The sequence below is a fragment of the Nocardia mikamii NBRC 108933 genome (assembly GCF_001613505.1).
In the GTDB taxonomy this organism is placed as follows: Bacteria; Actinomycetota; Actinomycetes; order Mycobacteriales; family Mycobacteriaceae; genus Nocardia; species Nocardia mikamii.
In genome coordinates, this window is record NZ_BDCM01000023.1 from 58,493 (window position 1) to 70,201 (window position 11,709).

General features: G+C 67.0%; 12 protein-coding genes and 1 pseudogene. 6 read left to right on the forward strand and 7 right to left on the reverse strand.

The features are described 5' to 3' along the window. Positions 1-3: 3 nt before the first annotated feature. The 4 genes from NMI01S_RS30375 to NMI01S_RS30385 form a co-directional block, all read right to left on the reverse strand. Entirely contained in the window at positions 4-924 is a 921-nt protein-coding gene (locus NMI01S_RS30375) for an alpha/beta fold hydrolase (protein ID WP_063002189.1), read from the reverse strand. Between the two features lie 92 nt (positions 925-1,016). Then, complete coding sequence (locus tag NMI01S_RS30380; protein ID WP_063002203.1) at positions 1,017-2,123, reverse strand: YeiH family protein; 1,107 nt, start codon at positions 2,121-2,123, stop codon at positions 1,017-1,019. Positions 2,124-2,128: 5 nt separating this feature from the next. Continuing rightward, entirely contained in the window at positions 2,129-2,290 is a 162-nt protein-coding gene (locus NMI01S_RS35460) for a hypothetical protein (protein WP_167669965.1), read from the reverse strand. A gap of 142 nt (positions 2,291-2,432) precedes the next feature. After that, positions 2,433-2,606, reverse strand: coding sequence for a hypothetical protein (locus NMI01S_RS30385; protein WP_157126444.1), 174 nt, complete (start codon positions 2,604-2,606; stop codon positions 2,433-2,435). Here NMI01S_RS30385 and NMI01S_RS30390 point away from each other — a divergent pair. The 4 genes from NMI01S_RS30390 to NMI01S_RS30405 all read left to right on the forward strand — a co-directional run bounded on the left by NMI01S_RS30390 (position 2,605) and on the right by NMI01S_RS30405 (position 8,149). Next, positions 2,605-3,342: a phosphoglyceromutase gene (locus NMI01S_RS30390; RefSeq protein WP_063002191.1), complete on the forward strand. Its 738-nt coding sequence runs from the start codon at positions 2,605-2,607 to the stop codon at positions 3,340-3,342. The two genes, NMI01S_RS30385 and NMI01S_RS30390, sit on opposite strands and share 2 nt — an antisense overlap. A 437-nt stretch (positions 3,343-3,779) precedes the next feature. Continuing rightward, positions 3,780-5,831, forward strand: a complete 2,052-nt coding sequence (locus NMI01S_RS30395; RefSeq protein ID WP_063002192.1) for a CocE/NonD family hydrolase — start codon at positions 3,780-3,782, stop codon at positions 5,829-5,831. A 381-nt stretch (positions 5,832-6,212) separates the two neighbouring features. After that, complete coding sequence (locus NMI01S_RS30400) at positions 6,213-7,463, forward strand: sensor histidine kinase (RefSeq protein ID WP_030516180.1); 1,251 nt, start codon at positions 6,213-6,215, stop codon at positions 7,461-7,463. Then, positions 7,460-8,149, forward strand: coding sequence for a response regulator (locus tag NMI01S_RS30405; RefSeq protein ID WP_030516181.1), 690 nt, complete (start codon positions 7,460-7,462; stop codon positions 8,147-8,149). Before NMI01S_RS30400 ends, NMI01S_RS30405 begins: the two co-directional genes overlap by 4 nt. Positions 8,150-8,228: 79 nt before the next feature. Here the strand turns inward: NMI01S_RS30405 and NMI01S_RS30410 are convergent, their stop codons facing one another. The 3 genes from NMI01S_RS30410 to NMI01S_RS30420 form a co-directional block, all read right to left on the reverse strand. Then, on the reverse strand, positions 8,229-8,558 hold the full coding sequence (locus NMI01S_RS30410) for a hypothetical protein (protein WP_063920909.1): 330 nt from the start codon (positions 8,556-8,558) through the stop codon (positions 8,229-8,231). Between the two features lie 63 nt (positions 8,559-8,621). Beyond that, complete coding sequence (locus tag NMI01S_RS30415; protein WP_084513397.1) at positions 8,622-9,263, reverse strand: NADPH-dependent FMN reductase; 642 nt, start codon at positions 9,261-9,263, stop codon at positions 8,622-8,624. A gap of 24 nt (positions 9,264-9,287) precedes the next feature. Beyond that, entirely contained in the window at positions 9,288-10,127 is an 840-nt protein-coding gene (locus tag NMI01S_RS30420) for a DUF3109 family protein (protein WP_063002206.1), read from the reverse strand. Between the two features lie 167 nt (positions 10,128-10,294). On the opposite strand from NMI01S_RS30420, the gene NMI01S_RS30425 reads away from it, so the two are divergent. Both NMI01S_RS30425 and NMI01S_RS30430 read left to right on the forward strand, forming a co-directional pair. Further along, positions 10,295-11,290, forward strand: a complete 996-nt coding sequence (locus NMI01S_RS30425; protein WP_084513398.1) for a Ppx/GppA family phosphatase — start codon at positions 10,295-10,297, stop codon at positions 11,288-11,290. Positions 11,291-11,326: 36 nt separating this feature from the next. Further along, positions 11,327-11,709 (forward strand): annotated as a pseudogene (locus NMI01S_RS30430) (hypothetical protein); the annotation flags it as partial.

The following is an 11,709-nucleotide window of genomic DNA, read 5'->3' on the forward strand; positions in this document are numbered from 1 at the left end:
GCGTCAGTGCTGGTCGGCGAAGTCGCGCAGGAGTTCCCCGGTGGGGCCGGGCTCCTCGATCATCGGGCTGTGCCCGCAGTCGAGCGATTCGATCCGCACTCCCGGCACGCTCCGGTAGTCCTGGAACGATGCCGCCGGCCAGCGGTGATCCTGGGAGCCGTAGAGCACCAGGCTCGGCAGCCCGAGATCGGCGAGGCGATCGGGTTCACGGCGTTCCCGCAGATAGACGTCCGACGCGTCGGAGGTCGCGGTGACACTGCGGTAGGTCATGCCGTGGAAGTCGTCGACGAGCTGCTGCGGAATCGCGACGTCGCGAGTGAACGCGCTGCTCATGGCGTATCGAATGGCGGCATCCGGGAGCAGGGGCCACAGCGGTTGCCCGATCTGCGGGACGAACAGCAGGTTGCCGAGCGGGCCGTTGTCGGTGAAGGCGTCCAGGCGCGACCCGGTGCTGATCAGTCCGATCGCGGTGATCAGGTCACGGCGCTGGGCGGCCAGTTCGGTCGCCACGTACCCGCCGGTGGAGTGCCCGACGACGATCGCGCGCCGCACGCCGAGCCGGTCGAGGACCGCTGCGACGCGGCGTCCCTGCTCGGCCATGCCGTAACCGCTGTCCGGTTTGGCCGACCGGCCGTGACCGAGCAGGTCGACGCGCACCACGTAGAAGTCCGCCAGCGCGGGCAGGACCGGATCCCACCACGAGACCGAGCCGCCGGTCCCGTGGATCAGCACCACCGCCCGTGCGCTCGGCGCACCGCTGGTGACGACGTGGATATCGCCGTCCGGCAGCCGCACCATCCGGTCCGCGGAATCGTCCGGCGCGGCCGTCGCGACCCCCGCGGTGTTCCCGACGAGCAGTGCGGTGAGCGCGGTGACCAGCAGCAGCATCGCGCGTTTCGTTCGGCCGGCAGCGGCAGTTCCCATATCTCCTCCTGAGGACGATGGCGGATGCCATGACTGTCCCGGAGGCCGCGGGGGCGCGTCTTGTAGAAATGTCGGCCGCTACCGGCTGCCGGTCAGTCGACCACGCCCCAGTGCAACACCCGGACGGTGAACAGCACCAGCCCCAGCGACACCGTCGCGACCACGACGAGGCCGACCACCGCCACCGCCAGGGGCCGCCATCCGCTGCGCCCCAGTTCCCGGAAATCGGTGTTGAGACCGACGCCGGCGAAGGTGAGCAGGAAGGCCCATTTCGACAGGTTGGCCAGGTTGGCCAGCTGCGCCTTGTCGATCCAGTGGGCTGTCGCCAGCGCGGAGACCGCTAGGAAGCCGAGGACGAACTTCGGGAACTTCGCCCACACGAAGGCCACCTTCGCGCGCAGACCGGGCGCGATGGTGTCGGCCTCACCGCGGGAGGCCCAGTACAGACCGAAGCCCAGGACCACGAAGCCGATGAGCGCGTTGCGGGTCGATTTCACCAGCACCGCCAGTTTGCCGGCGGCGTCGGAGTAGGCATAGCCGGTCGCGGTGGTTTCGGCGGTGTTGTCCACGGCCAGACCCGCCCAGAGGCCGAATTCGTGATCGGTCAGCCCCAGGCCGTGGCCGATCGCGGGAAGCGTGAACAGCGATACCGCGCCCAGCGTCAGGATCGCCGCGATGGCATAGCCGACGTCCGCATTGCGGGCCCGGATGGCTCCGCGCGCGGCCACGATCGCCGAGACGCCGCAGATCGAGGTGCCCACGGCCAGCAGCGATCCCAGCTTGCCGGACAGGCCGAGCAGCCGTGCCACGGTGAGAATGATCGCGCCCGCCACCGTCATATCGATGAGGATCAGCACGAAGCTGGTGCCACCCAATTTCGCGACGTCCCCGAGGACGAAACGGGATCCCAGCGCCACGATGCCGGCCTTCAGCCAGAATTCGTAGGTGCCGATGCCGGGCTTGAAGATCCGGTGCACCCCAACGGTATTGGCGATGATCAAACCGAAGACGATGGCCCAGAGGACATATTCGATATCGGGGAAGCGCCAGTGGTGATCGTGGACGAAGTCGTTCACCCGGATCTGGGTGTACTTGCCGAGCAAGCCGACCGCCACCAGCAGCGCGATGCCCGGCAGATAGGCCAGCGCGCCCCGCAGATCCACCGATTCCTGTGGCGCGGTTGTCGTTTCGGTAGCCATGACGATCACCACGGAATCTTCGGCAGGGCGTCGGCGACGGCGAGCAGCACGAACGCGCCCGCGACGATCACCGCCCACCAGTCGACGCCGATCCGCCGGAAGACGGAAGGTTCCGGGGCGGATGCCCCCGAACCTTCCCGGTCGGGTACCACACCCGGTTCACTCATGGCCGACTCCCTCATAGCCGTCGATCGCGGTGACTTCTGCGATCAGGCGTCATCATGAGCGGCGTCGAGTCGGCGGGAAAGTAATCGAATCAGCAAGATTCGAGAAGGACGGGACCTGCGTTCCTTGCCCGTGTCGGTGACCTCACGCGCCGGCGGTCCCTACGACCACCCGTTCGGCCCGGGTCTCGACGACCAGGCGGGACAGTTCGTTCCCGTAATCCACCGTGAGCTGGTAGGTCGCGCCCGCGGCGGTCGCGAGCGCCCTATCCGGCGCAGCTGAAATTCGCCGACGCGGCACCGCTAGCATGACCTGCATGACGTACACCCTCGTGTTGCTGCGCCACGGCGAAAGCGAATGGAATGCCCTCAATCTGTTCACCGGCTGGGTGGATGTGCACCTGACCGACAAGGGTGTCGCCGAGGGCAAGCGGGCCGGTGAACTGCTGGCCGAGCACGGCATTCTGCCCGATATCGTCTACACCTCGCTGCTGCGCCGGGCGATCAGCACCGCGAATATCGCCCTGGACGCCGCGGATCGGCACTGGATTCCGGTGGTCCGGGATTGGCGGCTCAACGAGCGGCACTACGGCGCGCTGCAGGGGAAGAACAAGGCCCAGATCCGCGATCGGTACGGCGACGACCAGTTCATGATGTGGCGTCGCAGCTACGACACCCCGCCCCCGCCGATCGAGGCCGACAGCGAATACAGCCAGAACGGCGACGCCCGCTACGCCGGCATCGACGTGCCGGCGACCGAATGCCTGAAGGATGTCGTCGCCCGCATGGTCCCGTATTGGGAGTCCACGATTTCCCGCGAACTGGTGGCCGGAAAAACCGTTCTGGTTGCGGCGCACGGGAATTCACTGCGCGCGCTGGTGAAGCATCTGGACGGGATTTCCGACGAGGATATCGCCGGCCTCAACATTCCCACGGGAATTCCGCTGCGCTACGAACTGGACGAAAATCTGCGTCCGATCGGTCCGGCCGAGTATCTGGACCCCGAGGCGGCAGCCGCGGGCGCGGCCGCGGTCGCGAGCCAGGGCGGTAAATAAACCGGATTCTCCGCATTTCCCGACGCGCCGCGGTCATCGACCGCGGCGCGTCGTCGTATCTCGCAGGCGCTTATCTCGAAGGCGCTGCGTGCGAACGATTTCCGCATGTCGAAGTTCCGCCGTTGCCGCCTGTGGATATGCGATACTCGACGCTCTGTGAGCTACATCTCATCTGCCGATTCGTAGCTATCGAATTGCCGCTATGGCGGTTCGTATCCTGAATCGCCCTGCCGGTAGTGGCGTCCGGGCCGGTGGGGAGTGGTGTGGATAACTTCCGGTAGGTAAACCTCCGGGCTTTCCGCTGGTCATCGACGTGGATGAGAGGCTGAGAAGTTGAGAGATTTTCCTTGCAGAAGTTGTAACCGCTGGTTTGCAACTTACTCCGCAGTAGATACACTCTCGGTCGTTCGACCATTTCGAGAGGCGGATCACGTTCGATGAAGTACGCGTTACGCGCCACAGTCGCCGCCGTCGCCGCCGCGGTGACCGTCCCGTTCTTCGCCACTCCGGCTCAGGCCGGACCCGTCGCGACCGGTCCGGACGGTGGCGCCGCCGGCGCCGCGTGGACCGCCACCGAGGACGGCCCGCAGCAGTATCCGAACATCCACATCGACTGGGATGTGCCGATCACCATGAGCGACGGCACGGTGCTGAAGGGCAATGTGTACCGCCCCGCCGATGCCGCCAGTCGCCCGGTCGACACCCGGACCCCGGTCGTCGTGAACATGACGCCCTACACCAAGCTGGTATCGAATCTGGCCGATCACGCGGGCTCGGTCCCGGGTCTGTCCGACGCGCTGCTGGGACTGTTCCGCCAGATCGATATGAGTGGCACCCCGCTGTCCGGGGTCACCGATCTGACCAAGGCCTTCGGCGGCGGTGAGCTCCGGAACTTCTCCGTCGACCGGCAGCTGATCAAGAGCGGCTACACCCAGGTCGTCATCGATGTCCGCGGCACCGGCTTCTCGCAGGGTGAATGGGATATGTTGCGGCAGCGCGAGCAGCAGGACACCGTCGAGGTGATCGACTGGGCCTCGCGGCAACCGTGGTCGGACGGCAAGGTCGGGATGACCGGCATTTCCTATTCGGGCATCAATCAGGTCCAAGTCGCGGAGAAGCAGCCGCCCGCGCTGAAGGCGATCTTCCCGGTGGTGCCCGGCAGCGATCTGGTCGATGATGTGCTCGCCCCGGGCGGCGGCTTCGGCTTCAACTTCATTCCGTTGTGGCTCACCGCGATCAACACCCTCAAGTGGGTTCCGGACGTGCAGTCGATCGTGACCGGCAAATTCGACACCACGTGGCTGAACGACCGGATCAGCGATCCGTACACCTATATGGATGTCCTGCTGAACGCCTACACCAACACCGATATGAACACCCTCGATCCGCAGGTGAAGGACATGTTGAACGACATGTCCGCGCAACGGCAGGCGTGGATCGGTGATCCGGGCCGGATCCAGGTGCCGACCTTCGTCACCGGCGGCTGGCACGATCTGTTCACCTACTCCGAATCCAAGATCTACAACCAGATCCCGCTGCCGCCCGGGCAGAAGCAGCTGTTCATGGGCAACACCTACCACCTCAGCTCGGGCAACGAGTACGGCAAACCGGGTCTGCCGCCGCGGCTGGACGTCCTGCAGCGCGCGTGGTTCGACAAGTGGCTCAAGGGAATCGACAACGGCATCGACACCTACGGACCGGTGACGCTGCGCGAACAGGGCGGCGGCTGGGTCACCCAGGGCGGTTTCGGACCGTCGGCGCCGGCCGAGGAGGCGGCGAAGTATCGCCGCATGTACCTGTCCGGTGATCGCAGCGGCACCGCGAACAGCGTCTACGACGGCTCGCTGACCGGTGAATTCACCGGTGCGCCGACGCGTCTGACGGTGGCGCCCGGTCTGACCACGGTGTGCTCCAACGATGCCGCGCAGGCCACCGCCGGTGTGCTCGCGATCATCAACGGCTGCGCCGCGGACTCGCGCATCGCGGAAACCAACGCGCTCACCTTCACCAGTGCTCCGGTCGTGGGCGAAACGACGATCTCGGGCCCGATCGCGGTGCGGCTCAACACGGTTCAGGACGCCGCCGACGGCTACTGGACGGTGACGGTGAACGATGTCGCGCCCGACGGGCAGTCGACGGTGCTGTCCTCGGGGCAGTTGATGGCCTCGCTGCGTGAGGTCGACGAGGCGAACAGCACCCGTTCCGAGAACGGCGACTACACCGATCCGCGGGCCTACACCTCGCTGGACAAACGCCTGCCCACGGTTCCCGGTGAGGTCACCGAGCTGAATATCGCCCTGCCCGCCACCCGGGCCGTGCTCGCGCCGGGCCATCGGCTGCGGGTGGACGTGTTCGCCGGCAACTTCCCCAAGGGCCTGCCGATCGCGCCGATGCTCGCCGACACCGGCCTCGAACCCGAGCATCTGCAACTGGATCCGAATGCCCCGAGTTTCGTGAACATCCCGGTCAAGGGAGACTCCGGCTGGTGATCCGGTAGGGGGCTCCCCGACGGTCCCGGGAACGTACAACGGCGTACGGACCCGGGACTTTTCGTTTTCCGCCGGCGCGTACCGCACGGCACTGAGGTGCACGTCACAACCGGCGTCTGCCGTCGGCCGGGCGCCGCGAGCCGACCGACACGCCGGAGGTGTTCACACGCGATTCGCGCGGACTCCAGATCTGCGGTGCCGCAAGGCAAACTGTCCGCGCGACCATTGCCGCGCGGCCGAAAACCGCCGGTCGAGGCCGATCCGGGGCTCGGCCAACTTTGTGTGAACACCCGGCCAACGATCGCGGAATCAGCCGTGACCTGCGCGAAACTTCGTCAACCCGGGTTTGGAGTACGTGTCCGCGACCGTACGATTCTCTATGTGAGCGTTCCCCAGGCCGTGCTGCTTGCAGTCCTCGCGGCCGTAGTCGGTCTGGCCGTCGGTGGCCTGGTCATCCCGTACATGAACGCCCGGCAAGCCGAGCGCCGCGCGGCCGAATCCGGCCTGACCATGTCGCAGGTCCTGGATCTGATCGTGCTGGCCTCGGAGAGCGGCATCGCCGTGGTCGACGAATATCGCGACGTGGTGCTGGTCAACCCGCGCGCCGAGGAACTGGGCCTGGTTCGCAACCGGTTGCTGGACGAACGCGCCTGGGCCGCGGTGGAGAAGGTGATCGCGACCGGCGAGGACGTCGAGTTCGACCAGACGCTGAAGAATCCGCTGCCCGGCCGCAACAGCATCGCCGTGCGCGGTGTGGCCCGTCCGCTCTCGCGCGGCGATTCGAACTTCGTCGTGCTGTTCGCCGACGACGACTCCGAACAGGCCCGTATGGAGGCCACTCGCCGCGATTTCGTCGCCAATGTCAGCCACGAACTCAAGACCCCGGTCGGCGCGATGAGTCTGCTCGCCGAGGCCATGCTGGAGTCCGCCGACGATCCGGATTCGGTGCGGCATTTCGGACAGCGACTGGTCAGCGAATCGAACCGGATGGGCAAGATGGTCACCGAGCTGATCGCGCTGTCGCGGCTACAGGGGGCCGAGAAGCTGCCGCAACTCGAGGCGGTCGACGTCGACACCGTGGTCAACGCCGCGATCGAACGGTCCCGCACCGCCGCCGAGGCCGCCGGAATCACCGTCAGCACCGACGCCAACAGCGGGCTCGAGATACTCGGCGACGAAACTTTGCTGGTGACGGCGCTGTCGAATCTGGTCGAGAACGCGATCAACTATTCGCCGAAGGGTTCGCACGTGTCGGTGAGCCGTTCACTGCGCAACGGCCACGTCAATATCGCGGTCACCGATCGCGGCATCGGCATCGCCAAGGAAGACCAGGAACGGGTCTTCGAACGCTTCTTCCGCGCGGACAAGGCGCGTTCGCGCGCCACCGGCGGAACCGGACTCGGGCTGGCTATCGTCAAGCACGTGGCCGCCAATCACAATGGGGAAATCACGTTGTGGAGCAAATTGGGTACCGGTTCCACGTTCACGCTGCGTATTCCCGCGGTCGAATCCGGCAACCAGAATTCCGCCGCCCCGGCGGAGAGGAAGAGCCCCACCGCAATCGGGGTGGGCAAGAACGACGACGGTCCGCGCCGGCGGACCGGACAAAACGGTGTGGAGGCAACCCGATGACCAGTGTGTTGATCGTCGAGGACGAGGAGTCGCTGGCCGATCCGCTCGCGTTCCTGCTGCGCAAGGAGGGCTTCGAGGTCACGGTCGTGGGCGACGGGCCATCCGCGCTGTCGGAATTCGACCGCTCCGGCGCCGATATCGTGCTGCTGGATCTGATGCTGCCCGGGATGAGCGGCACCGATGTGTGCAAGCAACTGCGCACCCGCAGCAGTGTGCCGGTGATCATGGTGACCGCGCGTGACAGCGAGATCGACAAGGTGGTCGGCCTGGAACTGGGCGCCGACGACTACGTCACCAAGCCGTACTCCTCACGGGAACTGATCGCCCGCATCCGGGCGGTGCTGCGCCGCGGCGCCGGCGAGGAGATGGACGGGTCCGGCGAGAGCGGCGTGCTCGAGGCCGGCCCGGTGCGCATGGATGTGGATCGCCACACCGTGCAGGTCAACGGCAAGTCGGTGACGCTGCCGCTCAAGGAATTCGATCTGCTCGAATACCTGCTGCGCAATTCCGGCCGGGTGCTGACCCGCGGCCAGCTGATCGACCGCGTCTGGGGCGCCGATTACGTCGGCGACACCAAGACCCTGGACGTCCACGTCAAGCGGCTGCGGTCGAAGATCGAGGCCGATCCGGCCAAACCCGAACACCTGGTGACCGTGCGCGGACTCGGGTACAAGCTCGAGGCCTGATTCCGCCGGTACGAGAAAGCCGCGAGGCCCGACGGCCTCGCGGCTTTTCGGTATCGACGTAACGCCGCCGACGGTCCGGTCAGACGACGTGCACCCACGCGGTGCCGATCTGCGGCAGCTCCTGCTTCTGCAGCTGGAACCAGCCGAAGTCGTCACGCTGCCAGCAGTCGTCCAGCGGCGCGGTGTCGTCGTGGCACGCGATCGGCCGGGAGGTGCCGTAGGGGCTCACGATGACCTGCTTGCCGTTGTCCTTCGCCGACAGCGCCGCCGGGTCGTTGTAGGCGACGAAGTTGTCGTTCTGCAGCGAGTAGTGCGCCGGATCGGCGGCCGGGTCGGCGTGCGCGGCGGGAGCCAGCGTCAGGGCCGCGCCGGCGGCGAGAGCTGCAGTAGCCAGGAATTTCCTCATCATGACCTACACCTATCACGGGTACGTGAAGCGCGCATGGCGAGCCGATGACCGTACAGCGGTGCTTCACAATTCCCGCGGCGCCGCCGCGGCCGAAAGATAGACGCCGATCGCGGCGACGGATTCGGCTAGCGCCTGCCGCACCGACGCGTCGGCGACCTTTTCGTCGGGCCCGACCACACTGCCCAGCACCGTAATTCGCCGGCACGCCGATTCGATTTCCACCGCGCCGACATATCCGAGCACCGTGCGCAGCGAGGTGATCGCTCCTTCACCGCGACCGGGGGCCGCCACCGAAATCCAGGCCACCGGTTTCTCGTGCAGATCCGCGCTGCCGACCGTCCACTCCAGCAGATTCTTCAGACTGCCGGGAATGAATCCCGCGTATTCGGGCGCACAGAACACCACCGCATCGGCGGCCGCGAGTCGGTCACGCAGGGCCCGCACCGACGGCGGTGCGGGCTGATCCCCGGGAACGAAGGCGGGAATCTCGACCAGCCCGGCAAACAGCTCCGTGGTGAACGCCGGCGCGGCGATATCGGCGAATGTGCGCAATGCGGCGGTGTTGGTGGAGCCGGGCCTGGTACTGCCGGAAATCAACAGGATCCGGGGTGCACCCGGGCGTGATTCCGGCGCGGCATCGGTTCCCGCGGATTCGGGCTCGACAACGGAGGACTCGGATGCCGGCGTACCCGGCGCGCTACCCATGTTCGTACGAAATGGGTTGGCGGATCAGATATTCCCGTCCGGGGCGGATTCCGCCTTCTCCCGGGCGGCGGTCGTCGCCGGATGCACCGCGATCAGTCCGAGCCCTTCGCGCCGGCGGCAGTGCCGGGCGAGTTCGTCGTAGGCCGGCTGCCCGATCAATTCGATCAGTTCGGGCGCGTAGGACTGCCAGACCGGGCGGCTGCCGACATGCGCGTCGGGCGAACCCGAGCAGTACCAGTGCAGATCCAGGCCGCCCGGGCCCCAGCCGCGCCGGTCGTATTCGGTGATGGTGGTGCGCAGGATCTGTTCGCCGTCGGGCCGGTCGACCCAGTCCTGGGTGCGCCGGATCGGCAGCTGCCAGCACACCTCGGGCTTCACCGTCAGCGGCTCGATGCCCTTGCGCAGGGCCATCGTGTGCAGGGCACATCCGATTCCACCGGCGAAGCCCGGACGGTTGAGGAAGATGCAGGCACCCTCGTAGCGGCGAGTGCGGATGGCCGGCTCGTCGTCGAGTTCGTCCTCTTCCAGATACAGCTTCTTGCGGATCTTGCCGTCGCGGTCGCGCGCCTCGTCCATCAGTTGCCAGTCCTGCGGCGTGAGCATCTTCACGGCCTTGGCCAGCTTCTTGCGATCATCGTCGTCGCAGAGGAAGGCGCCGTGCGAACAGCAGCCGTCGTCCGGGCGGCCCTCGATGATGCCCTGGCAGGCGGGCGTGCCGAAGACGCACGTCCAGCGCGACAGCAGCCAGGTGAGGTCGGCCGCGATCAGATGCTCGGCATTTGCCGGATCGACGAATTCGATCCACTCCCGCGGGAAGTCCAGATCGACCTCCGGTGCCGGATCGATCTTCGCAGCTGGTCGCAGCCCGGTCGGCGCCGTCTCGGGCGAGAAGGGGGTGGGCGCGGATGCTCCTGCGGTCACATCGCCAGACGCTAACAGCTTCCCCGCTCGAGCCCCACTCCCGGGCTGGTGAGTCGGGGGAGTTCGGATTCGTCCTCCGGTGCTCGCACCGACCCCGGTACCGTATTCATGTGCGGCTCGGTGTTCTCGATGTGGGAAGTAATACCGTCCACCTGCTCGTGGTGGACGCGCATCGGGGTGGGCACCCGATGCCGATGAGCTCGACGAAGGCCACCCTGCGGCTGTCGGAGAATATGGACGACGCGGGCTGCATCACGCCCGAGGGCGCGGCCAAGCTCACCAAGACGGTCACCGAATTCGCCAGTATCGCAAAGACTTCCGGCTGTGTGGAGCTGATGCCCTTCGCGACCTCGGCGCTGCGGGAGGCGGCCAATTCCGACGCCGTGCTGGAGCAGGTCCGCTCGCGCGCGGGCGTCGATCTGCGGGTGCTGTCGGGTGTCGACGAGGCCCGGCTGACGTTCCTGGCGGTGCGGCGCTGGTACGGGTGGAGTGCGGGGCGCATCCTGAATCTCGACATCGGCGGGGGATCGCTCGAGATGAGCAACGGCTGCGACGAGGCGCCCGACGCGGCGCTGTCGTTGCAGTTGGGCGCGGGCCGGCTGACCAGAGACTGGCTCAACGGCGATCCGCCGGGTAAGCGGCGGGTGGCGGTGCTGCGGGACTGGCTCGACGCCGAGTTGGTGATCCCGGCCAAACAACTGCTGGAGGTCGGGCGCCCGGATCTGGCGGTGGGCACCTCGAAAACCTTCCGCTCGCTGGCCCGGCTGACCGGAGCCGCCCCTTCGGCCGCGGGACCGCGCGTGCGGCGTAGTCTCACCAGTTCCGGTCTGCGGCAGTTGATCGCATTCATTTCTCGGATGACCGCCGCCGATCGCGCAGAATTGGAAGGTGTCAGTTCCGACCGGTCTCAGCAATTGGTGGCCGGAGCACTCGTGGCGGAGGCGAGTATGCGGGCATTGTCCCTCGATACGCTCGAAATCTGCCCGTGGGCGCTGCGCGAAGGACTGATCCTGCGCAAACTGGATACCGACCTGGGTACCGACCCGGGTCCGGGTAGTACTCGGCCCATCGGAGTGCCGGGCCCGACCGAAGCCGTATCGGGATGATCGATTCGGGCGGCGGTCTATCGGAAAGGAGCCGGCATGAGTGAGGATTCGACCCAGCTGTCGGTCGCCGAACTGCTGGCGCGCAACGGCCAGGGAGTTCCGGCGTCGGGCGGCGGACGGCGCCGCAGAGGCGGACGCGGCATCGCGGTCACCGAGCTGACCGGCGACCTGCCGGCGGTCCGGGAGGGTTCCTCCTCGCACGCCGCCCCGGAGGCCGAGCCGGATCCGGAACCGATGCCCGACTTCCAGCTCTCGGTACCCGGGTACGAAGCCGAATCACCGCTGTCCGGCCCGATCAGCTTCTACGATCCCCTGGCCGCCGCACCGGAGGCGCCGAGCGCGCCGAACTCTTGGGAGCCGGCGGGATACGAGGCGGCCGGCTCACCGCCCGCCTCGTTCGACTCGCCGGGCGGATACGG

Excerpts from the sequence above, each read along its gene's own strand:
- NMI01S_RS30380 (WP_063002203.1), bottom strand. The coding sequence starts at position 2,123 with ATGGCTACCGAAACGACAACCGCGCCACAGGAATCGGTGGATCTGCGG.
- NMI01S_RS30410 (WP_063920909.1), bottom strand. The coding sequence starts at position 8,558 with ATGATGAGGAAATTCCTGGCTACTGCAGCTCTCGCCGCCGGCGCGGCC.
- NMI01S_RS30405 (WP_030516181.1), top strand. The coding sequence starts at position 7,460 with ATGACCAGTGTGTTGATCGTCGAGGACGAGGAGTCGCTGGCCGATCCG.
- NMI01S_RS30415 (WP_084513397.1), bottom strand. The coding sequence starts at position 9,263 with ATGGGTAGCGCGCCGGGTACGCCGGCATCCGAGTCCTCCGTTGTCGAG.
- NMI01S_RS30375 (WP_063002189.1), bottom strand. The coding sequence starts at position 924 with ATGGGAACTGCCGCTGCCGGCCGAACGAAACGCGCGATGCTGCTGCTG.
- NMI01S_RS35460 (WP_167669965.1), bottom strand. The coding sequence starts at position 2,290 with ATGAGTGAACCGGGTGTGGTACCCGACCGGGAAGGTTCGGGGGCATCC.
- NMI01S_RS30395 (WP_063002192.1), top strand. The coding sequence starts at position 3,780 with ATGAAGTACGCGTTACGCGCCACAGTCGCCGCCGTCGCCGCCGCGGTG.
- NMI01S_RS30390 (WP_063002191.1), top strand. The coding sequence starts at position 2,605 with ATGACGTACACCCTCGTGTTGCTGCGCCACGGCGAAAGCGAATGGAAT.
- NMI01S_RS30385 (WP_157126444.1), bottom strand. The coding sequence starts at position 2,606 with ATGCAGGTCATGCTAGCGGTGCCGCGTCGGCGAATTTCAGCTGCGCCG.